The sequence below is a fragment of the Streptomyces sp. NPDC049915 genome, assembly GCF_040656475.1.
Classification (GTDB): Bacteria; Actinomycetota; Actinomycetes; order Streptomycetales; family Streptomycetaceae; genus Streptomyces.
Window position 1 is genome coordinate 105,147 of record NZ_JBFAMH010000004.1, and the last position, 25,126, is coordinate 130,272.

The 25,126-nt window shown below is 71.8% G+C and carries 22 protein-coding genes and 1 tRNA gene; 14 read left to right on the forward strand and 9 right to left on the reverse strand.

What is annotated here, in order from left to right:
- Nucleotides 1–359 precede the first annotated feature (359 nt).
- Nucleotides 360–1,856, forward strand: a complete 1,497-nt coding sequence (locus AB0J12_RS07790; RefSeq protein WP_363263324.1) for an MFS transporter — start codon at nucleotides 360–362, stop codon at nucleotides 1,854–1,856.
- A 72-nt stretch (nucleotides 1,857–1,928) separates the two neighbouring features.
- Here the strand turns inward: AB0J12_RS07790 and AB0J12_RS07795 are convergent, their stop codons facing one another.
- Nucleotides 1,929–2,825: a hypothetical protein gene (locus AB0J12_RS07795; protein ID WP_363263325.1), complete on the reverse strand. Its 897-nt coding sequence runs from the start codon at nucleotides 2,823–2,825 to the stop codon at nucleotides 1,929–1,931.
- Between the two features lie 329 nt (nucleotides 2,826–3,154).
- Between AB0J12_RS07795 and AB0J12_RS07800 the strand changes: the two genes are divergently transcribed.
- Together AB0J12_RS07800 and AB0J12_RS07805 are read left to right on the forward strand one after the other, a co-directional pair.
- Nucleotides 3,155–3,541, forward strand: a complete 387-nt coding sequence (locus tag AB0J12_RS07800) for a DUF485 domain-containing protein (protein WP_363263326.1) — start codon at nucleotides 3,155–3,157, stop codon at nucleotides 3,539–3,541.
- A 29-nt stretch (nucleotides 3,542–3,570) separates the two neighbouring features.
- The gene (locus AB0J12_RS07805) at nucleotides 3,571–5,151 is read left to right on the forward strand and encodes a cation acetate symporter (protein WP_363263717.1); all 1,581 of its coding nucleotides are present in this window, start codon (nucleotides 3,571–3,573) and stop codon (nucleotides 5,149–5,151) included.
- Nucleotides 5,152–5,158: 7 nt separating this feature from the next.
- Here the strand turns inward: AB0J12_RS07805 and AB0J12_RS07810 are convergent, their stop codons facing one another.
- The 4 genes from AB0J12_RS07810 to AB0J12_RS07825 all read right to left on the reverse strand — a co-directional run bounded on the left by AB0J12_RS07810 (nucleotide 5,159) and on the right by AB0J12_RS07825 (nucleotide 10,887).
- Complete coding sequence (locus tag AB0J12_RS07810) at nucleotides 5,159–5,866, reverse strand: DUF4328 domain-containing protein (RefSeq protein ID WP_363263327.1); 708 nt, start codon at nucleotides 5,864–5,866, stop codon at nucleotides 5,159–5,161.
- Nucleotides 5,867–6,030: 164 nt separating this feature from the next.
- Nucleotides 6,031–6,915, reverse strand: coding sequence for a cellulose-binding protein (locus AB0J12_RS07815; protein WP_363263328.1), 885 nt, complete (start codon nucleotides 6,913–6,915; stop codon nucleotides 6,031–6,033).
- 197 nt (nucleotides 6,916–7,112) lie between these two features.
- A complete protein-coding gene (locus AB0J12_RS07820; protein WP_363263329.1) occupies nucleotides 7,113–9,890 on the reverse strand; it encodes an SUKH-4 family immunity protein in 2,778 nt (925 codons plus the stop codon).
- Between the two features lie 7 nt (nucleotides 9,891–9,897).
- Entirely contained in the window at nucleotides 9,898–10,887 is a 990-nt protein-coding gene (locus tag AB0J12_RS07825) for an SMI1/KNR4 family protein (RefSeq protein WP_363263330.1), read from the reverse strand.
- Between the two features lie 328 nt (nucleotides 10,888–11,215).
- Here AB0J12_RS07825 and AB0J12_RS07830 point away from each other — a divergent pair, with 328 nt between their 5' ends.
- Both AB0J12_RS07830 and AB0J12_RS07835 read left to right on the forward strand, forming a co-directional pair.
- Entirely contained in the window at nucleotides 11,216–11,734 is a 519-nt protein-coding gene (locus tag AB0J12_RS07830; protein WP_363263331.1) for a YwqJ-related putative deaminase, read from the forward strand.
- 38 nt (nucleotides 11,735–11,772) lie between these two features.
- Nucleotides 11,773–12,267 carry an SUKH-3 domain-containing protein gene (locus tag AB0J12_RS07835; RefSeq protein WP_363263332.1) on the forward strand — a complete coding sequence of 165 codons (495 nt, stop codon included), beginning with the start codon at nucleotides 11,773–11,775 and terminating at the stop codon, nucleotides 12,265–12,267.
- A 12-nt stretch (nucleotides 12,268–12,279) separates the two neighbouring features.
- Here AB0J12_RS07835 and AB0J12_RS07840 read toward each other — a convergent pair whose 3' ends face one another.
- The gene (locus AB0J12_RS07840; protein ID WP_363263333.1) at nucleotides 12,280–13,590 is read right to left on the reverse strand and encodes a histidine kinase; all 1,311 of its coding nucleotides are present in this window, start codon (nucleotides 13,588–13,590) and stop codon (nucleotides 12,280–12,282) included.
- A gap of 234 nt (nucleotides 13,591–13,824) precedes the next feature.
- Between AB0J12_RS07840 and AB0J12_RS07845 the strand changes: the two genes are divergently transcribed.
- From AB0J12_RS07845 to AB0J12_RS07875, 7 genes are all read left to right on the forward strand, one after another.
- Nucleotides 13,825–13,896 (forward strand) — tRNA-Gln (locus tag AB0J12_RS07845).
- A gap of 117 nt (nucleotides 13,897–14,013) precedes the next feature.
- Nucleotides 14,014–15,459 carry a bifunctional UDP-N-acetylglucosamine diphosphorylase/glucosamine-1-phosphate N-acetyltransferase GlmU gene (gene glmU / locus AB0J12_RS07850; RefSeq protein WP_363263334.1) on the forward strand — a complete coding sequence of 482 codons (1,446 nt, stop codon included), beginning with the start codon at nucleotides 14,014–14,016 and terminating at the stop codon, nucleotides 15,457–15,459.
- A gap of 141 nt (nucleotides 15,460–15,600) precedes the next feature.
- Nucleotides 15,601–16,581 carry a ribose-phosphate diphosphokinase gene (locus tag AB0J12_RS07855; RefSeq protein ID WP_363263335.1) on the forward strand — a complete coding sequence of 327 codons (981 nt, stop codon included), beginning with the start codon at nucleotides 15,601–15,603 and terminating at the stop codon, nucleotides 16,579–16,581.
- A 277-nt stretch (nucleotides 16,582–16,858) separates the two neighbouring features.
- Nucleotides 16,859–17,449, forward strand: a complete 591-nt coding sequence (locus tag AB0J12_RS07860) for a 50S ribosomal protein L25/general stress protein Ctc (protein WP_363263336.1) — start codon at nucleotides 16,859–16,861, stop codon at nucleotides 17,447–17,449.
- A 203-nt stretch (nucleotides 17,450–17,652) separates the two neighbouring features.
- Nucleotides 17,653–18,249 (forward strand): aminoacyl-tRNA hydrolase, encoded by a 597-nt coding sequence (gene pth, locus AB0J12_RS07865; RefSeq protein WP_363263337.1) that lies wholly within the window; start codon nucleotides 17,653–17,655, stop codon nucleotides 18,247–18,249.
- A 42-nt stretch (nucleotides 18,250–18,291) separates the two neighbouring features.
- Nucleotides 18,292–18,795: a hypothetical protein gene (locus AB0J12_RS07870; protein WP_363263338.1), complete on the forward strand. Its 504-nt coding sequence runs from the start codon at nucleotides 18,292–18,294 to the stop codon at nucleotides 18,793–18,795.
- Nucleotides 18,796–18,974: 179 nt separating this feature from the next.
- On the forward strand, nucleotides 18,975–19,670 hold the full coding sequence (locus AB0J12_RS07875) for an LPXTG cell wall anchor domain-containing protein (RefSeq protein ID WP_363263339.1): 696 nt from the start codon (nucleotides 18,975–18,977) through the stop codon (nucleotides 19,668–19,670).
- A gap of 74 nt (nucleotides 19,671–19,744) precedes the next feature.
- On the opposite strand, the gene ppc is transcribed toward AB0J12_RS07875, so the two are convergent.
- On the reverse strand, nucleotides 19,745–22,477 hold the full coding sequence (ppc, locus tag AB0J12_RS07880) for a phosphoenolpyruvate carboxylase (protein WP_363263340.1): 2,733 nt from the start codon (nucleotides 22,475–22,477) through the stop codon (nucleotides 19,745–19,747).
- A 289-nt stretch (nucleotides 22,478–22,766) separates the two neighbouring features.
- On the opposite strand from ppc, the gene AB0J12_RS07885 reads away from it, so the two are divergent.
- Nucleotides 22,767–23,780 carry a fatty acid desaturase gene (locus AB0J12_RS07885; protein ID WP_363263341.1) on the forward strand — a complete coding sequence of 338 codons (1,014 nt, stop codon included), beginning with the start codon at nucleotides 22,767–22,769 and terminating at the stop codon, nucleotides 23,778–23,780.
- Entirely contained in the window at nucleotides 23,777–24,451 is a 675-nt protein-coding gene (locus tag AB0J12_RS07890) for a TetR/AcrR family transcriptional regulator (RefSeq protein WP_361628412.1), read from the forward strand. Before AB0J12_RS07885 ends, AB0J12_RS07890 begins: the two co-directional genes overlap by 4 nt.
- A 72-nt stretch (nucleotides 24,452–24,523) precedes the next feature.
- On the opposite strand, the gene AB0J12_RS07895 is transcribed toward AB0J12_RS07890, so the two are convergent.
- Both AB0J12_RS07895 and AB0J12_RS07900 read right to left on the reverse strand, forming a co-directional pair.
- Nucleotides 24,524–24,697 (reverse strand): CsbD family protein, encoded by a 174-nt coding sequence (locus AB0J12_RS07895; RefSeq protein WP_361628410.1) that lies wholly within the window; start codon nucleotides 24,695–24,697, stop codon nucleotides 24,524–24,526.
- 65 nt (nucleotides 24,698–24,762) lie between these two features.
- A complete protein-coding gene (locus AB0J12_RS07900) occupies nucleotides 24,763–25,125 on the reverse strand; it encodes a glyoxalase (RefSeq protein ID WP_363263342.1) in 363 nt (120 codons plus the stop codon).
- Between the last annotated feature and the right edge of the window lies 1 nt (nucleotide 25,126).

A 25,126-nucleotide genomic window follows, 5' to 3' on the forward strand; every position in this document is an offset into this window, starting at 1 on the left:
GTTACGGCCTTGAGTCTCGCGGGCGGCAGGGGTGCCGCGCGCTGGTGTGGGACCCCGTCTTCGGGCGGGGGAAAACCCCACCCCGACGGTTCGGCCGGCCGCCCCCCAGCGGCGTAAAGCCAGCCTAAGGACGGCAGCCCCGCCCGCTCGTCCTCCAAGGGGACGAACCCTCCCCGGGCCGTAGTGCGGAGGAACCCCTAGGGGCCCTCCACCGCCGGGTGGAGGGCCCCTAGGGGTTCCTCTCCACCCTCCGGTGCACCCAGGCTGCGCCCTCCCGTTGCGTGAGGGTCAAGTGGGAAGCTGTCCCCGGCAGATAGCTGCAAGGGGCACGGACACGTGGCACGGCGAAGGGGCACCCGGTGGACACTGCGAGACCTGTGATACGCGACGGCGTCGTCCGGCGGCCGGGCACCCGGCAACGGGCGGCGGTGGTCGCGGCGCTGATGCTGGCGATGGCGCTGGCCGCCCTGGACTCCACCGTCGTCGCCACCGCCGTACCGCAGATCGTCGGCGACCTCGGCGGCTTCTCCGTCTTCTCCTGGCTGTTCTCCGGCTATCTGCTCGCCGTGACGGTCACGCTGCCGGTGTACGGCAAGCTGTCCGACACCTTCGGCCGCAAGCCCGTCCTGGTCGCCGGCGCCGTGGTGTTCCTGCTCGGCTCCCTGCTGTGCGCGTTCGCCTGGAACATGGGAGCCCTGATCGCCTTCCGTATCGTGCAGGGCCTGGGCGGCGGTGCCCTGCAGGGCACCGTGCAGACGCTCGCCGCCGATCTGTACCCCCTGAAGGAGCGCCCGAAGATCCAGTCCAAGCTGTCCACGGTGTGGGCGGTGTCGGCGATCGCCGGACCGGGTCTGGGCGGTGTGCTCGCCGCGTACGCCGACTGGCGGTGGATCTTCCTGATCAATCTGCCCATCGGCGCTGTCGCGTTGTGGCTGATCGTCCGTCATCTGCACGAGCCGCAGCGCGAGACGCGGCCACGCGCGCGTGTCGACTGGGCGGGCGCCCTCGCCGTCTTCGCGTGCGGCGGTGTGCTGCTGACCGCGCTGGTGCAGGGCGGCGTGGCCTGGCCGTGGCTGTCGCCGCCGTCGGTCGCCCTGTTCGCGGCCGGGCTCGCGCTCGCCGTGGTCGTCGTCCTCGTCGAACGCCGTGCCGCCGAGCCGATCATCCCCGGCTGGGTGTGGCGGCGGCGCACCATCGCCGCGGTCAACCTCGCGCTCGGCGGACTGGGTCTGCTGATGGTCGCCCCGTCCGTCTTCCTGCCCACCTACGCCCAGTCGGTGCTCGGGCTCGGCCCGGTCGCCGCCGGGTTCGTGCTCTCCGTGTGGACGCTGACCTGGCCGATCTCGGCGGCCGTCAGCCAGCACGTGTACCGGCGGATCGGCTTCCGCAACACCGCGATGCTCGGCATCGGCGCCGCCACGCTGATCCTGCTGGCGTTCCCGCTGCTGCCGTATCCCGGTGCCGCCTGGCAGCCGACCCTGCTCATGCTGACCCTCGGCGCGGCCCTCGGCCTGTTCCAGCTGCCGCTCATCGTCGGCGTGCAGTCCACCGTGGGCTGGGCGGAGCGCGGCACCACCACCGCCTCCGTGCTGTTCTGCCGGCAGACCGGCCAGACCATCGGCGCCTCCCTCTTCGGCGCGGTCGCCAACGGTGTGCTGGCCGCGCGCCTCGGTGGCGCGGGCGACCTGGACTCCGTCACGCGCGCGTGGGAGGCCGGCCGGGCACCGGAGGCGGTACGGCACGCCATCGCCGACGCCGTCCACGCCGTGTACGTGGGCGCGGCGTGCGCGGCGGCGCTGGCGTTCCTGGTGCTGCTGTTCGTCGCGCCGCGCCGCTTCCCGGTCCTGACGGACTGAGCGCGCACAGGGAAACGAAGCAGGCAGCGGCGACCGCCGAAGTCGCCGCTGCCCGTCTGCCGTTCAGCACCGTCAGGCGCCGAGGTGGACCCCCGGGGCCTGCTGGGCAGCACCCACGACGTGGTTGCTGAACGTGCCGTCGCCGTTCAGCACGACGATCGTGTCGCCGTCCTGCGCGGCCGTGGCGGGGCTGCCGTCCGGGACGGAGCGCACCGGGCCGGGGTGGCCGGCCCGCACCAGCTGGACGGCCCACACGCTGCCCTTCTTGGACAGCTTGGCGAGAACGCCGTTGGGCAGCTTGTAGGTGCCGGTCTTCTTCTGGGTGTTGACGTTGCCGGTCCAGCTGTAGGCCTGGCCGGCCGGGGTGAGGGCGACGTAGACGCCGTTGTGCTGGCCGCCGGCGGTGGCGCCCTTGGCGTGCAGCGTGCCGAAGGAGTCCTGGCGGTAGACGTTCTCGCCGCGGTAGTCGCGGTCGGCGATGCGGTAGATCTTGACGGAGGAGCCGTCGACGGCCTTCACCGTGCGGACGAGGGTGCCGACCTGGCCCTTCTCGGGCAGCAGGTGCTTGTCGACGCCGCCCTTGGTCGTGATCTCCAGCATCGGCCGGGCAGTGGCGACGCCGGTGAGCCGGTAGGTGCGGCCGCCCACGGTGGCGGTGGTGTGACCCCGGTCGAGCAGGGCCAGGACGCGGCCGCCCCAGCCGTCGGTCTGCTGCCACCTGGTGGACACCGCGCGCAGCCAGACCTGCGGGCCGCCGTCGGAGGGGACGTTGCGCAGGACGGCGAGGGTGCCGGGCGCGACGTACAGCTTGTAGCCGTCGTACCGGGCGTCGGCGCCGGCGGGAGTGGCGGCCCGCGCCGACGCGGTGGTGACGGCGTGGGAGCCGGCCGCGAAGGCGGCGGAGGCGGGCAGCGCGACCGCGCCGAGGAGGGCGACGGTGGCGACGGCGGTGCGGAGGGCGGTGCGCATGACGACTCCTGTGGAGCTGGGGCGCGAAGGGCGCCGGGTGGGAGGTTCAGGAAGAGCCGAATGCCGCCTGCTCGGTCGGGTGAGGCCGCTGCGAACGGGGTGGCAGTGCCCCCACATTACGGATCATGAGGCTGTGGAGGTGTCCGCTCCCTGTCACAGGTCCGTGACAGAGCGTGAAAAGACGAAAAAAACCGCATACCGACCGCCCAGTTTGGCGAAAAGGCAGCGCTCCGGGCTACGCGCTAGTAGCGTGCGACCCCCGCTCAACCCCGCTCACCCCTCTCCCTGCGGTCCGCCGCCCGGACCCGAACCGCGCAAGGAGCACCGGGATGTCCTACGACCCGTCCCCGTCGTACACCCCCCACCCCTGGCGGTCCGCCCCGCCACCGTCCCAGCACACCCCGCACCGCCCCCTCGGCCACCACAGCGACCTGCGGATACTGCGCAGCGCCTACCGCTGGCAGCGGCGCACGGCCACCCTGACCGCGCTCGGCTACTTCTCGCTCTTCCTCCTGCTGTCGGCGTTCGCGCCCTCGTTCATGACGCGCACCGTCGCCGGCGGCCTGCCCGCCGGACTGCTGCTCGCCCTGGTCCAGCTCCCTGTCACCTGGCTGGCGGTGGCCGTCTACGAGCACACCGCCCGCCGTCATGTCGACCCGCTCGTGGACCGCATCCGCCGGCAGGCCGAGGTGGACACCAAGCGGGAGGCGGCGTGAAGACCGACTTCAGCAGCAACGCGCAGACGATGTCCCTGCTGGCCTTCACGGCCGTCGCCACCGTCACGCTCCTGCTGTGCGTGATGACCGGCCCCGACGGCGACGACCTCGACGAGTTCTACACCGGCTACGGCTCGCTCTCCCCGCTGCGCAACGGCCTCGCCATCGCCGGTGACTACATCTCCGCGGCGAGCGTGCTCGGCACCGGCGGCGTGATCGCACTGTGCGGCTACGACGGCATCGTCCTCGCCCTCGCCACGGCGCTGTCACTGATGCTGCTGATGTTCCTGCTGGCCGAACCGCTGCGCAACGCGGGCCGGTTCACCATGGGCGACGCGCTCGCCCGCCGTATGCCGGGCCGCGCGGTGCGGGTCACGGCGAGCCTGGTGACCCTGGCCGCGCTGCTGCCGCTGATGCTGGTGCAGCTCGCCGGCACCGGGCAGCTGCTGGCGTTCATCCTGGGCTTCTCCAGTGACGCGCTGAAGACCGGCGTGATCATCGGACTGGGCGCGCTGATGATCAGCTACGCGGCGATCGGCGGGATGAAGGGCACCGCCCTGATCCAGATCCTGAAGATCGTGATGCTGCTCGGCTCCGGCGCGGTGGTGGCCGTACTGGTCCTGAACCGCTTCGGCTGGGACCTGGGCGCGCTGTTCGACGCGGCGGCCGCCAAGAGCGGGGCGGGCCCGGCCTTCCTGCACTCAGGGCTGGAGTTCGCGGGCGGGGCGAGCCCCCGGCTCGACATGATCACCTCGGAGCTGACGGTCGTCCTCGGCGGGGCGTGCCTGCCGCACATCACCATGCGCATGTACACCGCCTCCAGCGCCCGCCAGGTGCGCCGTTCGATGTCCTGGGCGGTGTCGTGCGTGGTGCTGTTCGTGGCCGTGGTCACGGTCGTCGGGGTCGGCGCGACCGCGCTGCTCGGCCGTGCGGCGATCGCCGGGGCCGACCCGCGCGGCAACACCGCCTATCTGCTGGGCTCGCGCGCGGTGTTCGGCGCGGACGTGTCGTACGCCGAGACCCTGCTCTTCACGACCGTCACCACGGCGATCTTCCTGACCGTGCTCGCCTCGGTCGCCGGGATGATCCTCGCCTGCGCCAACTCCCTCGCGCACGACGTCTTCGCCACGCGCGTGCGGGAGATGTCACCGCGCCGCGAGATGCTGCTGGCCCGCCTGTCCGCACTCGGCGTCGGCATCCCGGCGATCCTGCTCGCCGCCCAGGTCCAGCACCGCAGCCTGCAGCCGCTGGTCACCCTGTCCTTCTGCATCGGCGCCTCCGCGCTCGCCCCGGCGCTGGTGTACGGCCTCTTCTGGCGCCGCTACACCCGCGCCGGACTGCTCGCCACCCTCATCGGCGGCACCCTGTCGGTGCTGCTGCTGATGCCCGGCACCAACCTGGTCTCCGGCTCGCCCGCGGCCGCCTTCCCCGAGGCGGACTTCAACTGGTTCCCGTTCACCACGACCGGCCTGGTGACCATCCCCCTGGGCTTCGCCCTCGGCTGGGCCGGCACGCTCCTGTCCGGCCGCGGCACGGCACAGGAACAGCGCCGGCAGTACGAGGCCGTGGAGGGCTGGATCCTGGCGGGTGCGGTGCGCCGGGGCGGGTGAGGGACCCTCAGGCGGCCGCCGGCCGGCCCTCGGTCGCCTTACGGCGCTGCATCGCCGTCAGCTGGACGGCGAAGTACACGGCGGCGACCGCGGCGGCGACGTTCAGCACGTCGCCGATCATGTACTGCCCGACCGCGCCCCGCAGCTCCGCCAGGTTCTCGGTCCGGTGGTACCGCGTGGCGGAGAACCGGTCGAGGAGGATGCCGCACACGAACAGGCTCCACCACAGGGTCACCGGCCAGGTCCGGACCGCGCGGTAGGGCTCATCGTCGGCCGGCAGCCGCGTGGCGGCGTACCACATGTCGATGGCGACCTGGTACGGCAGCCACAGGTTGCCCACCGGCACCGCCCACGCCCCGATCGCCCAGCCCGGACCGTTGCGGAAGCGGTCCGGGCCCAGCGGGGCCGTGGCCCGGCGCATCAGGAAGAACCACACCACGAACGCGACGGCACAGGGCAGGTAGGCCCCGACCTGCCACCGGTGGGCCGTCTCGTAGAGGTCGTAGGCGTCCAGCAGGCCCTGCCGGTCGGCGAAGCGGAAGCCGTCGTCGCCCTTGATCAGGCCACGCAGGCGGGCGGCGGCGAACAGGCTGAACAGATCGCACAGGGCGACGGCGCCCAGCCCCGCCACGGCGGCGATCAGCGGGCCGCGCGAGGACGGGCGCGCGCCTTGGGGCAGCGGTGGACGCAGGCGCAGCTCGTTGGCAGCGGACATGGTGGAAGGCCCCCCGGGCGAGATGTCGACGGAACGTGCCGCGACACGACGCGGCCGGGGAACGATACCCGCTACAGGCGTCCGGTGCATGACAATCAGGTAGGTGAAGTGCGGTGCCCGCCGGCCCGGCCCCACCCGGCCTCCCGTGGGCGCCCGCCCGCGGCCTACTCCACGAGCCGGCCCGTCAAGTCGCTGAGGCTGTCGCGCATACGGTCCACGTGGGCGCACACCTCGTCCCAGCGCTCCCCGTGCTCACGCAGGATCTGTTCGGTCTCCTGCGCGATGCGCTCCTCCTCCAGGCGGGCCTCGGCCAGCAGTTCCGCCGCACGCACGCGGGCCGCCTCCTGGCAGCGGCGCCCCGCGGGCTCGGCGTCGGCGAGCGCCTGGCGGGCCTCCTCCAGCGCCTCCTCGGCGCGCGCCCTGAGGGTCGCGTGATGGGCGTCCAGCGCCGCCGCCCGCTCGACGGCCTCCCGCTCGGCCCGCTCCCAGCGTTCGATGTGCCCCTGCTCCTGCTCGGCGAGCAGGCCGGCGGCGCGCTGCCGTCGCTCGCGCAGCGCGGACAGCTCCCCGCCACGGGCGGACTTCATCGTGCGGCGGGCCAGCACACGGATCTCCCCGGCCTGGGCCCGGGCCGCGAGAAGGTGCTGCCGGGCCTGCTCGTCGGCGTCCTCGCGCACCACCTCCGCCGCTTCCCGCGCCGCCCCGAGCACCTCCTCGGCGTGCGCCTCGGCCCGTGCCACCTCCTCCTGCGCCGCCTGCCGCGCGACCTCCCGCACGGCCGCCGCCTCCTCGGTCGCGAGCTGGAACAGCCGCCGTGCGCGCTCCCCCAGAACGTCGTACGTCTGCGGCTCGAGCACGGCGACCGTCTCGCGCAGCCGCAGCGCCTCACCCTCCATCTCCTTGGCGAGCACGGTGAGCCGGGCCGCCCGCTCCCACGCGGCGTCCCGGTCCTCGGCGATCGCCGCGACGACGGTGTCGACCTGTTCGGGGCGGTAGCCACGCCCCTTGACGGTCACGAAGCCGTACGGCGTCGACGATGTGCTGCTCATCCCGGAACCTCTCTCCGCCGAACAGACCCGGAAAATGATGATGTGGCGCACATCTTGAGGGATTGCACAGAAATGTTCATAACGCGACACTCCGGACGAACGTCACGGTCACCGGAGCAACAGAAAAAGGGGCCGGTCCCGATCTTTCGATCAGAACCGGCCCCTTCGGCCCCAGGCCGCGGGTCACTGACGACAGGTCAGAGCAACCCGTCCCACATCTGCTCCAGCAGCACCGACCACCAGCTCTCCGGCGACGCCAGCGCCGCCGGGTCCAGCGCCGCCAACTGCGCCTGGAAGTCGACCGTCCAGCGGCCCGCCTGTTCCTGGTTCAGGCCGAACCGAAGACGCCACATCCGCCCCAGCAGCGCAAGGCACCGCTGGAACTCCGGCAGCCCCGAGTTCACGAACTGCGGCGGCACCGGCGCCCCGCCCGGTCCCGCCTCCACCGGCACGGCCACGATGTGCGCGGTGCCGTACTGCACACACAGCGCCCTGCCGAAATCGGTGCCCATCACCAGGTACGAGCCCGCGTCCGACGCCGGCTGCACCCCGCGCTCGGCCGCCAGCTCCGCCAGCGTCGGCACCGGCCGCCCCGGCTGGGCCTGCGCCCAGAAGAACGGACTCACATCCACCGGCAGGCCCGCCACCACCAGCGAGTGGGCCACGATCGGCGGCACCCCCTGCCGGGACACCGCCTGCTGCTCGAACCGGAAGATCCCCGGCCCGAACGCCACCGCAAGCTCCTGCGCGATCCCCTCCGGCGGGATCGGCGGCACCGGCTGCACCGGCGGCAGCGGAGCCCGCACCGGCGCCGGACGCGCCGGGCCGTCCGCGACCTGGTGCAACTCACCCTGATGGGCGATCAGCTGCTGCATGCCCTGCTGCCGGCTCGCGTGATCCGTGCCGTACGGCGCGATCGACGTGATCCGCGCCTGCGGCCACTGCTCCCGGATCATCCGCGCGCAGTACGCGCCCGGCAGCTCGCACGACTCCAGCTCCGTGTGCAGCTCCAGCACGTTCGCCGGCGGCACGTTCATGGCGCGCAGCTCGTGGAAGATCTGCCACTCCGGGTGCGGGGTGCCCGGCGCCGAACGCCGGATCAGCTGCTGCTCCGAGCCGTCCGGCGCCCGGTAGCGCAGAACGGCCTGGTAGCCGGGGCCGACGGTCGGCTGACCGGGGACCGGCTGCGGGAAGCCGGGCACGGGCCCGCCGGCCGGCGGGGGCATCGCACCGGGCGGCATCGGCTGCGGCACCCCGGGCGGCATGCCGGGGGCACCCGGGGCGGGCGGCGGCACAGGCGCGCCGGGGCCGCCCACCGGGGGCGCGGCCAGCACGGTCTCCGCATGGTGCACGGCACCGCGCGCGCCACCCGCCGAGGGATGGGCGCCGGGGGCACCGGGCGGAGTCGGCGCACCCGGAACACCCGGTGCGCCCGGAACCCCGGGTGCGCCCGGCGCGCCGGGAGGCTGCGGGGCACCCGGACGTCCCGGATCGGCGAACATCGTCGCCGCGTGGTGGACACCACCGGGGGGCGTACCGCCCGGAGCACCCGGTGCGCCCGGAGGCTGCGGGGCACCCGGACGTCCCGGATCGGCGAACATCGTCGCCGCATGGTGGACACCACCCGGCGGAGTGCCGCCGGGCGTCCCCGGAGCGGCAGGGGGCTGCGGGATGCCGGGAGCGTTCGGCGTGCCGGGCGCGGCCGGAGCCGGCTGCGGGCCCTCCGGGCCGAGCGAGGACATCATCTGCGTCGGCACATAACCGCCCGCCGCGGGCGCGGACGGCGGCACGGGCGCGGCGCCCGCTCGCGCGCCCGGAGCCCCGGGAGCACCCGGCGGAGGCGGCGGGGTCGCACCCCGCCCACGCCGCGGAGGCGGCGCCGCCTTGCTGGTCGCGGCGTCCGCGATGTCACCGGGGCTCGACGGAACCGACGGCGCACCCGCACCGGCACCGGCATGCGGCGGCGTGGCGGGCCCACCCGGACCGGCCGGAGCCCCGGGCCCCGACGGATAGCCGTACGACGGGGCGCCCGGCGGCGGAGGCGGCGTACCGCCCCCCTGCGGGTAGCCGTACGACGGAGCGGCACCCGGCGGGGGCGGAGGCGTGGCCGGTCCGCCCGGGCCCTGCGGGTAGCCGTACGACGACGCACCCGGCGACGGAGGCGGCGTACTGCCGGGCGGCGGCGTACTGCCCGGCGACGAGGCGCCCGGCTCCGTGACCGCCGGGGCCACCCTCGTGCGCGGGAGCCCGCTACCCCTGGACATCAGCGCGGTCTTGGCCTCCGGCAGGGTCACCGGCGGCCGGTCCTCCCCCGCGTCGCTCAGCGGCGGCGCGAACACCGTCTCCGGCAGCGGCACCGAACGATCCTCACCGGCGTCCGCGTTGGTGTCCGTACCGGCCCACGGCGTGGCCCCCGCCGGCACACCCGGCGTCTCGGCCGCACCCGGCGCGTCCGGCGCCCCGGCCTGCGTCTCCGCCAACGCGCCCGCACCACCGGGCGTATCGGACATCTGGGGCACAGCGGACACGCCGGCCCCCTCGGACGGCCTCGAGCCGTCCGAGCCGCCCGCCGCGCCCGAGCCCTCCCTGCGGTGATCCGGAATACCCAGCTTGTCCGCCGCCTCCTGCAACCACTCCGGCGGCGTCAGCAGGAACGACGTCTGGTTCAGGTCCACCCGGGCCGCCGGCGCCGGCGCCGGTTCGGCCGCCGTCCCCGCGCGCCCGTACTCCTCCTCATAACGGCGGATCACCTCGCCCACCGGCAGCGCCGGCCACAGCGTGGCCTCCCCGCTGTCCCGGGCGATCACCAGCCGCTGCCCGCCGCCGTCCGACCGCGGACCGTCCGCCCGGTCCTCACCCCACACCACGAACCCGAGCTCGAACTCCCGCACCCGCACCTCACGATGCTGGTACGCGGGCACCTCCCCGTTGAGCCACTCCTCCGCGCGCTCCTGCGCCTGCGCGAACGTCACCATCGCGAACTCACTCTCCCGCGGAAGAAACCGGAACGGCACGCGCGAACCCGCCGTCCACCATCAGATTCGCCACGGTCTCCAACTCCGGCGGAGACCCCGCGAGTCGCGACAGAAAGGCGTCGAAGTCGTCCCCGCACGGCATCAGCAACCGCTCCACCCGCTCCGCCGGCGGCCACGAAGGATCCACGTCCCGCGCGTCGTCGAACGCACAGAACCACACCGAACCGATCCGCTCGCCCTTCACCTTCACGGCCAGCAGACCGCCCTGGACGAAACCGACGCCCAGATAGTCCTTCGTCAGGTGGTCTCGCAGACACTTGTTCACGTACACCAGGTCGTTGACCGCCGCCTCGTCCCGCACCGTGAAGAACGGCTGGTCCACCAGCAGCCCCAACTCCGCGTCCAGCGCCGTCCCCACCGGCGCGCACCCGCCCGCCGCCTTCAAGAACGAGCGATACGCACCCGGCAGCCGGTACCCCAGGTCCTCCTCGACCCCCTGCACCTGCTGCTCCGTCACCGCCACACCCGACTTCGGCAGCCCGAAGTGCGCCGGCCGGGTCTCCTGCAACGGCCGCGTACCGCGCTTGTCCTGGTCCACCAGCGACGTCGCGATCCCCCCGTGGTGCCGCAGCAGCGCCTTCACCTCGACCGGGATCAGCTCAAGGCGGCGCGAGCCCACCACGTGATGCCACGTCCACCCGTGCGGCGTCGCCACACTCGGCACCGTGTCCCACAGCTCATGCCCGCTCGCCGCCAGCGCCGCGTTCGCCGACACATAGTCCGTCAGCCGCAACTCGTCGACACCGAAACCCTCCGGCGGCTCCGCGATCTCCGCGGCCGCACGGGCGTAAGGCGAAAAGTCGGGATAACCCCGCTCGTCCACCCGCACCCCTCCGGGATGACGAGCGGCCCGAACCGGATCCGGGAAGTGCACGACCTGCCCGGCGTATGCCGCGTTCGGCGGCGCGGCTTGTTGCCCGAGCCGACCTGTCGTCATGGCGGTTGCCCCCTGCGGCACTCTGTACGACCCGTATGGCCACCCTTGGTCCACTACGGCCCGTATCCGACTGTCTCAACGGTCCTGGGCACGCTGACCGCGCCCATCGCGGTGCCGACAGCCTATGCGGTACGACGACCCCGGTCACCGGCACCGACCCCGCACCGGCAGCGCCCCCTCCGCTTCCCGTGACCAGCCGTCACGGCCCTGTCACCGCACCGTCACAGCCACCCCGGCCCTGGCGTGTCATCCCGCCCCAGCTTCCGCACCCACCACACCATTTGGCACTCTGAGTCCTTCGGGGGATGCACGGGAGGCTAAGACGATCATGAATGCCACGCAGACGGGACCGCACACCGGCACCGCCCCCACGGGCGACCCCCGCATCGGCTGGAGCAGCACCGACACCGGCCTGCCGCCCGCCCTCCGCCACCGCCGCGACGGCATACTCCCCACCGTCGCCGCCGCCCTCTCCGTACGCGGCGCCACCCTCACCGGCACCGCCGCCCGCGGCGACCAGCCCCCCGCCCTGCACCCCCTCGTCCAGGACTTCCTCGACGCCCTCACCAGCACGCAACGCGACCGCTTCACCGGACGCTGCGCCGAGACCATCCTCATCTCCCGGCACCTCACCACCGCCGACGCCGCCCGCAGCAAACGCGCCGCCCGCAAACCCATGACCAACGGCGAAGCCCGCAAAGCCCTCAAAAACGCCAAACTCACCGCCCGGCGCATCCGCGAGGACGGCGACCCCCTCCACGGCACCTTCGCCCCGCCCTGCCGCGCGTGCACCGCCCTCAGCGCCCACTTCGGCGTCCGCATCGTCGACCCCACCGCCGACGACTGACCACGCCAGCACACCACCCCACCGACGAACCAGGGCAGATGCACACCGACCGCACCTCGACCACCCGTTTCCCCGTCCCCGTCGACGCCGCCCTGCGCGCCGCAGGCTGGCAACCCGGACGCTGGGACATCAAACAAGCCGAGATCTGGGCCGACACCCTGCGCGAACACACCTCACCCGCCGGCCACCGCCACACCGTCTTCCCCGCGGCCGTCGAAGCCTGGGCGGAATTCGGCGGCCTCACCGTCACCCCCGGCGGCCCCGGCCGCCAGATCACCCCCGCCACCCTCCACCTCGACCCCCTCCACGGCCTCCACCTGGCCCGCACCCTCGGCGACCTCGGCCGCGCCCTCGGCACCGACGTCACCCCCCTCGGCACCGAAACCGACACCCAGGCCCTCATCGCCATCGACACCTCGGGCCGCGTCTACGCCCTCGACCACACCGGCGACTGGTACCTCGGCCCGGACATCGACCACGCCCTCACCGCCCTCGTCACCGGCGCCCAGCCCGTCCGCCTCACCACCGGCTGACCCCTGCCGGCGCTACGGCGCCGGAAGCACCGCCGACACCCGGAAACCCCCCGCGTCCGTCGGCCCCGACACGAACACCCCGCCGAGCGCCACCACCCGCTCCTTCATCCCGACCAGGCCATTGCCTCCCGACGGCAACCGCGCCGACGACGCCGACCCCGCCTCCGGTGGCGGCTCGTTCTCCACCTGCATCGCGATCTCCGCCCCCCGGTACGCCAGCCGTACGTACGTCTTCGCACCCGCCGCATGCTTGTGGACGTTCGTCAGCGCCTCCTGCACCACCCGGTACGCCGTCGCCTCCACCTCCGAGGCACACGAGCGCGCCTCCCCCTCGACCGACAGATCGACCACCATCCCGGCAGCCGCCGACTGCCCGACCAGCTCCTCGATCTCCGCCAGGCACGGCCCGTCGGCCACCACATCGTTGTCAGCGGCCCGGGAGGCCACCGCGGCAGCGGCCACCCCCACAGCCGCGAGCGGCACCGGCACCCGCCTGCTGTCCGCACCGCCGTCCGAACTGCGCAGCACCCCGAGCATCTCCCGCAACTCGGTCAGCGCCTGCCGCCCCATGTCCCCCACCAGCGCGGCGTTCTTCACGGCCTTCTCGGGATCCTTGCGCGCCACGGCCTGCAGGGCAGCCGCGTGCACCACCATCAGACTCACCCGATGCGCGACGACGTCATGCATCTCCCGCGCGATCCGCGTCCGCTCCTCGCCCCGCGCCCACTCCGCGCGCTCCTCCGCACGCTCCGCGAGCAACTGCAGCTCACGCTCCAGGGAATCCGCCCGCTCCCGCAGACTCTCCATCAGCCTGCGCCGCGCCCCCACGTACAGCCCCAGCAGCACCGGCGGAGCCGTCATCCCGAGCGCCATGCAGATGGACGCGAACGGCACGAACCAGGCCCCCACGTCACCGCTGTCCGCGGCCTGCCGCAACCGCACGAACGTCACGATCAGCATCGCCACCAGGGACATCCCGGCCAGCGAGGCGATGATCCGCCGCGGCAGCTCGGAGGCGGCGAGGGTGTAGAGCCCGACCACGCCCATGAGGAAACCCATCTGCGCGGGCGTGACCGCGATGGACACCAGCACGACGGCGATCGGCCAGCGCCGGCGCACGAGCAGCACGGCCCCGGCGAGAAACCCGAACACGACCCCCACGGACACCGGAACCCCGGCGTCCCGCGCGAACGGAATCCCCTCCACCGCACACTCGACGGCGGACACCGCCGCGAGCCCCCAGTCCAGCGCGGCGGAGCGCCACCGCACCCACCACCACGGCCCGGCCCCGGCCGCCGCGTGCTCTTCCCCCGACGTGGTCATGCCTCCAGCCTACGGGCGCCCCCCGGGGCTTTTCCGGCGAGTTTCGACCCCCGACGGAGATCCCTCGAACAGGCGAAGCCGACAGCCCGGAAGCATCGGGCGCATGAACTCGCGATCCGCTCACCGTCCGGCAGAGCGCCGACTTGTACCGTCGCATCGAAGGCGCGTGGTGCGGCATAGTAGGTGCCGCGACCTCAGCGGACTAGCGAAATGTCCGTTTAGCGCCCTATACCCTCCCCTGTGGTGTAATTGGCAACACGGGTCACTTTGGATGATTTGTTCCAGGTTCGAGTCCTGGCAGGGGAGCTGGAGTCACGCGGGTCCTGACAGCACCGTCAGGACCCGCACTCATTTCTCCCGCCAAACGCCCCGGTATCCTGCGGATGTCCACCCCCACCCCACCACCAGCCGAAGGGCACCCCCGTGAGCGTCATCCGCCCGGCCGCCGTCGTCGTACTCGCAGCGGGTGAGGGCACCCGTATGAAGTCGGCCACACCGAAGGTGCTGCACGAGATCTGCGGGCGCAGCCTCGTCGGCCATGTGCTGGCCTCCGCCCGTCAGTTGGACCCCGAGAACCTGGTCGTCGTCGTCGGGCACGCGCGCGAGAAGGTCGCCGCGCACCTCGCCGAGACCGCCCCCGGCGTCCGCACCGCCGTGCAGGAGCAGCAGAACGGCACCGGGCACGCCGTACGGATGGCGTTGCAGGAGCTGGGCGGGGGTGTCGAGGGGACCGTGGTCGTGGTGTGCGGGGACACGCCCCTGCTGACCGGTGACACGCTCGGCCGGCTCGCCGCGACGCATGCCGCCGACGGCAACGCCGTGACCGTGCTGACCGCCGAGATGCCGGACGCGACGGGGTACGGGCGGATCGTGCGGGACGACTCCGGTGCCGTGACGGCGATCGTGGAGCACAAGGACGCCACCGAGACGCAGCGGGAGATCCGGGAGATCAACTCCGGGGTGTTCGCGTTCGACGGGGCGCTGCTCGCGGACGCGCTGAAGCAGGTGCGGACGGACAACAGTCAGGGTGAGGAGTACCTGACCGATGTGCTGGGCATCCTGCGCGAGGCCGGGCATCGGGTCGGCGCCTCTGTCGCCGGGGATCACCGGGAGATCGCCGGGATCAACAACCGGGTGCAGTTGTCGCAGGCCCGCCGGATTCTCAACGAGCGGCTGCTGACCGCCGCCATGCTCGGTGGGGTCACCGTGATCGACCCGGCGAGCACCTGGGTCGACGTGACGGTCACCTTCGAGCAGGACGTCGTCGTGCATCCGGGGACGCAGCTGACCGGTGTCACCCACCTGGCGGAGGGTGCGGAGGTCGGTCCGAACTCCCGGCTGCACGACACGCGGGTCGGCGCGGGGGCGCGGGTGGACAACACCGTGTCGGACGGGGCGGAGGTCGGGCCGGAGGCGTCCGTGGGTCCGTTCGCGTATCTGCGGCCCGGTACGCGTCTGGGCCGCAAGGGCAAGATCGGTACGTACGTGGAGACGAAGAACGCCGAGATCGGTGAGGGGACGAAGGTCCCGCACCTGAGTTACGTCGGTGACGCGACGATCGGTGAGTACACGAACATCGGTGCCGCGAGCGTGTTCGTGAACTACGACGGCGAGAAGAAGCACCACACGACGGTCGGGTCGCACTGCCGTACCGGCTCGGACAACATGTTTGTGGCGCCTGTCACGGTCGGGGACGGTGCCTATACGGCGGCCGGCTCCGTGATCACCAAGGATGTGCCGCCCGGTTCGCTGGCCGTGGCCCGTGGCCAGCAGCGGAATATCGAGGGTTGGGTGGCGCGTAAGCGTCCTGGGAGCGCGGCGGCGAAGGCGGCCGAGGCGGCGTCCCGGGAGCCGGGCAGCGAGGGCTGACCGGGAACAGGTGCGTCGAAGACGGCGTACCGTGATAAGTGCACACACCCGCACCCCCACCAGCTGAGACGGCCTGCCGCCGCGCCCCAGCGGCGAGGTCTCTCTACTTCCAGCTGAGAACACCTCTGAGGAGACAGTGCTGTGACCGGGATCAAGACGACCGGCGAGAAGAAGATGATGTTCTTCTCCGGCCGCGCCCACCCCGAGCTTGCCGAGGAGGTCGCCCAGCAGCTGGGTGTCGGGGTCGTCCCGACGAAGGCCTTCGACTTCGCGAACGGCGAGATCTATGTCCGTTATCAGGAGTCTGCTCGTGGTGCGGACTGCTTCCTGATCCAGAGCCACACGGCTCCGATCAACAAGTGGATCATGGAGCAGCTGATCATGATCGACGCGCTGAAGCGCGCGTCGGCCCGCTCCATCACCGTCATCGTGCCGTTCTACGGTTACGCGCGGCAGGACAAGAAGCACCGCGGTCGTGAACCGATTTCGGCGCGTCTGATCGCGGACCTGATGAAGACGGCGGGTGCGGACCGCCTCCTGACGGTGGATCTGCACACGGACCAGATCCAGGGCTTCTTCGACGGTCCTGTCGACCACCTGTTCGCGCTGCCGCTGCTGGCGGACTACGTGGGCCGCAAGGTGGACCGGGCGAAGCTGACGGTGGTCTCGCCGGACGCGGGCCGGGTGCGGGTGGCGGACCGCTGGTGCGACCGTCTGGGTGCGCCGCTGGCGATCGTGCACAAGCGGCGTGACAAGGACGTGGCGAACCAGGTGACCGTCCACGAGGTCGTGGGTGAGGTCAAGGGCCGCGTCTGTGTGCTGGTGGACGACATGATCGACACCGGTGGCACGATCTGTGCGGCTGCGGACGCGCTGTTCGCGCACGGTGCGGAGGACGTCATCGTGACGGCGACGCACGGTGTGCTGTCGGGTCCGGCGGCGGACCGGCTGAAGAACTCGCGGGTGAGTGAGTTCGTGTTCACGAACACGCTGCCGACGCCGGGTGAGCTGAACCGCGACCTGGACAAGATCACGGTGCTGTCGATCGCGCCGACGATCGCGTCGGCGGTGCGTGAGGTGTTCGAGGACGGTTCGGTGACGAGCCTGTTCGACGAGCAGTAGGCGTGCTCGGGGGCGTCCGGCGGGCGGTGTGCAGGAAGGGTTCTGCACAGGTCGGCCGGGCCCCGATGTGATCCTTTTGGTGGGGCCTCCCGGTCCGAGTAGACTGCTGCAGTTGCTCGGCGAGGGAGGCCGTACTCATTTCCTGTGGGTGCGGCGGTCCGTAATCGACGCGCTCTTCGTAGCAGGCCGTTCGTTGGCCGGGTGACCGCCCCCAAGCTCCAAGGAGCAGGGGGTACCCCCAGTCCGGTTTTCCAGCTTCCTACGAGGAGTGATCAGTATGTCCGAGGTCAAGATCGCCGCCGAGTCGCGCACCGAGTTCGGCAAGGGTGCCGCGCGTCGCATCCGCCGCGACAGCAAGGTTCCCGGTGTTCTGTACGGGCACGGCTCCGACCCGCTGCACCTGACGCTGCCGGGCCACGAGCTGCTGCTGGCGCTGCGTACGCCGAACGTCCTGATCGCGCTGGACATCGACGGTCAGCGCACCGAGCTCGCGATCCCGAAGTCCGTGCAGCGTGACCCGCTGAAGGGCTTCCTGGAGCACGTGGACCTGCAGCTGGTCCAGCGTGGCGAGACGGTCACGGTCGAGATCCCGGTGCAGACCGAGGGCGAGCTGGCCCCCGGCGGCAACCTGCTCGAGCACGTGCTGAACGCCCTGCCGGTCGAGGCCGAGGCCACGCACATCCCCGAGGCCGTGACGGTGTCCGTGGAGGGCCTGGCGGCCGGCGCTTCCATCCTCGCCAAGGACATCACCCTGCCCAAGGGCTCCAAGCTGGCCGTCGAGGACGACACGGTCGTCATCCAGGTCCTGGCCGCCCAGGCCGAGGAGGCCACCGAGGGTGCCGAGGGCGAAGAGGCCGCCGAGGCCTGACCGGCGGTTCAGCCGTAGCGTCCGTGCCGCTGGTTCCCACGCACTCGGCGCTTCGGGCTGTGCCCATCCTCCCCGCTCTCGGCTCCGCTCGAGGGGGGAGGGGCCCCATCGCCCTGCAGAACCACTGCCCACAGCGGTAGCTGTTCCAGCCGCTGCTTCCCTGGCCGGGAAGCAGCGGCTGTCGCACGTGAGGAGACACGGACGTGACCACATCCGCCGACGCCCCCTGGCTGATCGTGGGGCTGGGCAATCCCGGTCCGGAGTATGCGATGAACCGGCACAACGTGGGGTTCATGGTGGCGGATCTGCTGGCCGAGCGGATCGGCGGCCGGTTCAAGCGGGCCGGCAAGGCGCAGGCGCAGGTCGTCGAGGGGCGGATCGGTCCGCCCGGGCCGGCCGGCCGGCGGGTGGTGCTGGCGAAGCCGATGTCGTACATGAACCTGTCGGGCGGTCCGGTGAACGCGCTGCGGGAGTTCTACAAGGTGCCGTTGGCGAACGTGGTCGCGGTGCACGACGAGCTGGACATCGACTACGGGACGCTGCGGGTGAAGCTGGGTGGCGGGGACAACGGCCACAACGGGCTGAAGTCGATCACCAAGGCGATGGGGCGGGAGTACCACCGGGTGCGGTTCGGGATCGGGCGGCCGCCGGGGCGTATGCAGGTGGCGGACTTCGTGCTGAAGGACTTCGCGTCGGCGGAGCGCAAGGAGCTGGACTACTTGGTGGACCGGGCGGCGGACGCGGTCGAGTGTCTGGTGACGGAGGGTCTGGAGCGGGCGCAGAGCGCGTACAACTCCTGACTTGTCCCTTACGTGAGTTGACCGGGTGCACGGGTATGGCCAATGATCCCGGCCATGCCTGCCACCGCCGTCCGCTCCCGCCAGGTCTCGCTCGCCGCGCTGCGGCTCGGGCGGCTCGCCGCGATGAGCACGGTGGCGGCGCTGATCGTGGTCGCGGGGGTGTGGGCGTCCTGGGGGTCGGCGCAGCACGTGATGCTGACCAAGGGGCGTGAGCACGGGACGGTCGTGGTGACGCGGTGCGGTGAGGACACCTGCAGCGGGCCGTACACGCCGGCATCGGCGGGGTCGTCGGCGCGGCGCACCGTGGTGATCGGCGACCCGGTGGCGGTGCGGGAGGGCAGCACCTACACGGTGGTGGTGAAGCCGGGCAGTGACGAGGCCGTGCGCTCGGGGCCGGCCGGGATCCTGTACGCGTGGGTGCCGCTGGGCGGTGCGTTGCTGCTGGCGTCGGTGGTCGTGGCGGGCGGGCTGCGGTGGATGCGGACGGCGTGGGTGCTGGCGGGGTCCGGGATCGCGTTGCTGACGGCGGCGTTCTTGGCCGTATGAGGGCGTCTCCGTGTTCTGGCGGTGGCGTTCGTGGCCGTATGAGCCCTTTTGCCCTTCTCCCTGTCTGTGGAGACCTTGAGTGTTCTCGGTTCGTGATTGACCTGGGATTCCGTCCGCTGGATGCTGAGCCGCGCCACCTCCCACCTTCCCCATCAGCATCATGAAGAGTGGACTCCCCCATGCGTACCCCCACCCGCGTCGGCGCCGTGTGCGCCGTCGCCGCGGCTGCCGTGTTCACGGCGCCGTCCGCGCACGCCGCGTCCGGCGACAACGGCACCGTCAAGATCCACGATGCCTCGACCGGCGAGGAGCTGCGCCGCAACGAGCCGCACGTGTGCACGTTCTACCTGGACGCCTTCGGTTTTGACGGCGGTCAGCAGGTGTCCTGGCACATCGAGTCCTGGGCGCCGACGGCCGGCGTGAAGGGCGAGTCGGTGAAGTCCGGTGCGATCGTCCTGGACGGCGCGGGTCATGGCCGTACGGAGGACCTGTCGCTGCCGGACGGGCACTACAAGCTGTTCTGGAACTTCGCCGGTGAGAAGAGCAAGGCGGCGAAGCACAAGGTGTTCTGGACGGACTGCGAGAAGTCCGAGGGCGGCGCGGCGCCGTCGGCGTCCGCCTCGGCATCGGCGTCGGCCGGGGCGTCCGCGTCGGCCGCTCCGTCGGCTGCCGCGTCGGCGTCGGCCTCCGACTCCGCCGGTGGCGCTGCCCCGTCGGCGTCCTCGTCGCCGTCGGCGCAGGGCGGTGCGGCCGGGGGTGACCTGGCGGAGACCGGGAACAGCGCGCCGGTGGGCGTGCTGTCGGGTGCCGCGGCGGCGCTGGTCGCGGGCGGCGGTTTCCTCGTCCTGCGGCGCCGGAAGGCGGCCCGGGGCTGACCTTGCCGGGGTGAACGGGCGGTGCCCCCGGGCCGGGTGGCTCGGGGGCACCGTCGTCTGCGCGAAGAGGCGGGTCAGCCGGTGTTGCGCAGGCCGGCCGCGACACCGTTGACGGTGAGCAGCAGGGCGCGGGCGAGCAGCGGATCGGGCTGTTCACCGGCCGCGGCGGTGTCGCGCTGCCGCTTGAGCAGGGCGACCTGGAGGTAGCTGATCGGGTCGAGGTAGGCGTCGCGGATGGTGAAGGTCTGCTTCAGGACGGGCTGGGCGTCGAGGAGTTCGCGCTCGCCGGTGACGCGCAGCACCTCCGCCACGGTCAGCTCGTGTTCGGCCTTGATGGTGTCGAAGACGTGCTTGAGCTGGTCGGGGACGAGGGTGTCGACGTAGTGCTGGGCGATGCGCAGGTCGGTCTTGGCGAGGGTCATCTCGACGTTGGAGATGAAGTTGCGGAAGAAGTGCCACTGCTGGTGCATCTCGTCGAGCACGCTGTCGAGCCCTGCCTCGCGCAGTGCCTTGAGACCGGAGCCGACGCCGAACCAGCCGGGGACGATCTGCCGGGACTGGGTCCAGCCGAACACCCACGGGATGGCCCGCAGGCCGTCGAGCGAAACGCCGGAGCCGGGGCGGCGGGAGGGCCGGGAGCCCAGGTGCAGGTCGGCGAGCTGGTCCACCGGCGTCGACGCAAGGAAGTACGTCGGCAGGTCAGGGTCCTCGACGAGGCGCCGGTAGGCGCCGTGGGCGGCGTCGGAGACGACGTCCATGGCGGCGTCCCAGCGGGCGAGGGCCTCGTCGGACTGGCGGGGCGCGGTGTGCAGGGCGGAGGCCTGCAGGGTGGCCGCGACCGTCAGCTCCAGGTTCTCCCGGGCGAGGGAGGGGATGAGGTACTTGTCGGAGATGACCTCGCCCTGCTCGGTGACCTTGATCTCGCCTTCCAGGGTGCCCCAGGGCTGAGCGAGGATCGCGTCGTGGGAGGGGCCGCCGCCGCGGCCGACGGTGCCGCCGCGGCCGTGGAAGAGGCGCAGCCGCACCCCGTAGCGGTGGGCGACGTCGCGCAGGCGGCGCTGGGCGCGGTGGATCTCCCACTGGGAGGTGGTGATGCCGCCGAACTTGGAGGAGTCGGAGTAGCCGAGCATGACTTCCTGCACGTCGCCGCGCAGGGAGACCAGACGCCGGTAGGAGGGGTCGGAGAGCATCTCCTCCAGGATGGTGTCGGCGGCCTTCAGCTCGTCGGTGGTCTCCAGCAGCGGCACGATGCCGATCTTGGCCCAGCCGGCGTGCAGGTCGATCAGTCCGGCTTCGCGGGCGAGGACGGCGGCGGCGAAGACGTCGTCGGCGCCCTGGCACATGGAGATGATGTAGGACTCGATGACCTCGGGTCCGAAGACCTCCAGGGCCTTCTTCACGGTCTGGAAGACGCCGAGGGTCTTCTCGCCGGCCGCGTCGACGGGCGCCGGGCTCGGGGCGAGGGGCCTGCGCGAGCGCAGCTCCTTGGCGAGGAGCCGGGTGCGGTAGTCGCGCGGCATGTCGGCGTAGCGCCAGGACTCCTCGCCGAGGCGGTCGAAGAGCTGGCCGAGGGCGTGGTGGTGGGCGTCGGCGTGTTCGCGGACGTCCATGGTCGCGAGCTGGAGACCGAAGGCCGACAGGGTGCGGATGGTGCGGGCGAGGCGGCCGTCGGCGAACAGGCCGCCGCGGTGGGCGCGCAGGGAGTTCTGGATGATGCGCAGGTCGGCGAGGAGTTCGCTGGTGCCGAGGTAGTCGCGGCCGCTCTCGTGGGGGGTGCCGCCGGCCAGGCGCTGCTTGGTGTTCTCCAGCTTCTGCCGGATGCAGGTGGCCTTGAGCCGGTAGGGCTCCTCGGCGTTGAGGCGCTTGTAGCGCGGGCTGATCTCGGGGAGGTGGTCGAGGTCGGCCTTGAGGGAGTCGAGCAGCTCGTCGGTGGCGCCGGTGTAGCGGATGGAGTTGGACAGCAGGCCGCGCAGCTCGTCGATCGTGTCGAGGGCGTCGTTGATGCCGTGCTCGTGCTGGAGGATGAGCACGTCCCAGGTGACCTGGGGGGTCACGTTGGGGTTGCCGTCGCGGTCGCCGCCGATCCAGGTGCCGAAGGTGACGGGGCGGGTGTCGTCGGGGAGCTTGACGCCGACGCGTTCGAGTTCGGCGGTGAGGTCCTCGAGGACGTCGCCGACGGCGCCGGCGTGCAGTTCGTCGAGGTAGTAGATGGCGTTGCGGGCCTCGTCGGCGGGTTCGGGACGTACGACGCGCAGTTCGTCGGTCTGCCAGACGAGGTCGATGTTCTCGGCCAGGCGTGTGTCGTGGCGGCGCCGGTCGGAGTCGAGGACGGGCTCTTCGAGGAGTGCGGCGATGCGCCGGAGCTTGTTGAGCACGGACCGGCGCGCGGCCTCGGTGGGGTGCGCGGTGAACACGGGGCGGACGTTCAGATGCTGGACGGTCTCGCGCAGGTGCTCGGGGTCGGCGTCCTTGAGCCGGTCGGCCGTGCGGGAGAGCAGGCCGCCCTCGGCGGCGCGCCTGGCGCGCAGTTCTCGGCCGCGGTGGACCTGTTCGGTGACGTTGGCGAGGTGGAAGTAGGTGGAGAAGGCGCGGACCAGCTTGGCCGCGGTCTCCAGTTCGGTGCCACGCAGCAGTTCGGCGGCGGCGTCGCCGTCCTCGCGGGTGAGGCGGCGGACCTTCTCCACCAGGTTCAGGAGCTCGGGGCCTTCCTGGCGGACGAGGGTCTCGCCGAGGAGGTCGCCCAGCCGGCGGATGTCGGCGCGCAGCTCGCTGCTCGTGGTCGTGGTCTGGTCGTCGGCACTGCTCACAGGTGCGGCTCCTTGCAGTGTTGAAGCTCGTCTGGGAGGGGAACCCGGACGAGCGTCTCGAGCGACGGGCACCGATTGCGTGCCGGACGTCCGGGAAAAACTTCAGAGCGGACCGCGCTGTCCGACCGACTCCAGGATAGGTGGCGGTCGGAACGCGCAGGCCCGTGGGCTCTTGCCGCCGGGCAACACGCTGCCATACTTACGATGCCGTAGGTTACGGAACCGTAGGAAAGAGGACGGTTCCCGCAGCTCGGCATCGCCCAGACCCTCGACCCCACAGGGGACGCGTATGACCACTAGCTCCTCCGATGTGATCGCAGACGCTCGTAAGGCGCCGGACGACACGCCCGTACCGCCCGCCACACTCGGCGGCGAGCAGAAGCGTTCGATCGAGCAGATCGCGCTGCTGCTGTTCATCACTGTTCCGTTCCTCGCGCTGGTGGCAGCGGTGCCGCTGGCCTGGGGATGGGGCGTGAGCTGGCTGGATCTCGGCCTGCTGGTCTTCTTCTACTACCTCGGCTGCCACGGCATCACGATCGGCTTCCACCGGCACTTCACGCACGGTTCCTTCAAGGCGAAGCGCCCGCTGAAGATCGCGCTGGCGATCGCCGGGTCGATGGCCGTGGAGGGGCCGCTGGTGCGCTGGGTGGCGGACCACCGCAGGCACCACAAGTTCTCCGACGCCGAGGGTGACCCGCACTCGCCCTGGCGGTACGGCGAGACCGTGCCGGCGCTGATGAAGGGCCTGTGGTGGGCGCACATCGCCTGGATGTTCGACGAGGAGCAGACCCCGCAGGAGAAGTACGCCCCGGACCTGGTCAAGGACCCGACGCTGCGCGCGATCTCCCGGCAGTTCGTGCTGTGGACGGCCCTGTCGCTGGCGCTGCCGGCGGTGATCGGCGGGCTCGTGACGATGTCCTGGTGGGGCGCGTTCACCGCGTTCTTCTGGGGGTCACTCGTCCGGGTGGCGCTACTGCACCACGTCACCTGGTCGATCAACTCGATCTGCCACGCGGTGGGCAAGCGGCCGTTCAAGTCGCGGGACCGTTCGGGCAACGTGTGGTGGCTGGCGATCCTGTCGTGCGGTGAGTCCTGGCACAACCTGCACCACGCCGACCCGACGTCCGCGCGGCACGGTGTGATGCGCGGCCAGATCGACTCCTCGGCGCGGATCATCCGGTGGTTCGAGATGCTGGGCTGGGCGTACGACGTGCGCTGGCCGTCACGCTCGCGTATCGATTCGCGTCGCATCAGCGACGATGACCGCTCCCGGCGGCGGAAGACGAGCGCCGAAGCGGCATGATGGACGCCGTGGCGACCGACTCCAGCACCTCCAGCAATGACAAGCCGCGGCGTGTGCGTCGCACCCGGATGACCGGTGCCGAGCGCCGCCAGCAGCTGCTGGAGATCGGTCGGACCCTGTTTGCCGCAAAGGGCTTCGAGGGCACGTCGGTGGAGGAGATCGCGGCGAAGGCCGGGGTGTCCAAGCCGGTGGTGTACGAGCATTTCGGCGGCAAGGAGGGCTTGTACGCGGTCGTCGTGGACCGTGAGATGCGGCGGCTGCTGGACATGGTGACCAGCTCGCTGACGGCCGGCCATCCGCGTGAGCTGTGCGAGCAGGCGGCGTTCGCGCTGCTGGACTACATCGAGGAGTACACGGACGGGTTCCGCATCCTGGTCCGTGACTCGCCCATCCCCCAGTCGACGGGCTCCTTCGCCTCGCTGATCTCGGACATCGCCACCCAGGTGGAGGACATCCTGGGCCGCGAGTTCAAGTCGCGCGGCTTCGACGCGAAGCTGGCGCCGCTGTACGCGCAGGCGCTGGTCGGCATGGTGGCCCTGACCGGCCAGTGGTGGCTGGACGTGCGCCGCCCGAAGAAGGCGGAGGTCGCCGCGCACCTGGTGAACCTCGCCTGGCACGGGCTGGACGGTCTGGAGCCGAAGCCGCGGCTGATAGGTCACCGCAAGAGCTGAACGACACGCGAGGGCCCCCGGCGGATTCCGCCGGGGGCCCTCCACTCATGTGGGCTGCCTGAAGATGTGGGCTCAGTGCTTGAAGACGTCCTTCGTCTTCTCCTTGGCCTGGCGGGCGTCGCCCTTCATCTGGTCGGCCTCGCCCTCCGCGGTCATGCGCTCGTTGCCGACGGTGCGGCCGACCGCTTCCTTGGCCTTGCCCTTCAGCTGCTCCTTCTTGCCCTTGGCCTTCTGCTCGCCTGCCACGGCTGATCACTCCCAGTCAAGTCTGAGGGGCGTTTCATCGCTACGGGTGACCAGACGGGCGCGGCTCAAACGCGGGGCTCGAGGAACTCCAGTCGGTTGCCGACGGGGTCCTCGGCGTAGAACCGGAGATGACCTGGCAGGTTGCCGTCCCAGGTGACCTCGGTGCCGCACGCGGTGAGGTGGGCGGCGTAGGCCTCGATGCCGGTGACGCGCAGCCCGGGGTGGGCCTTGCGGGCCGGGCGGAAGTCTTCCTCGACGCCCATGTGGAGCTGGACCGCGCCCGCCTGGAACCAGCAGCCGCCGCGGGCCGCGAGCACCGGCGGCTTGGGGATCTCGGTCATGCCGAGGGCGCCGGTGTAGTAGGCGCGCAGGGCGTCCTCGCTGCCGGGCGGGGCGGCGAGCTGGACGTGGTCGATCGCGGTGATCATC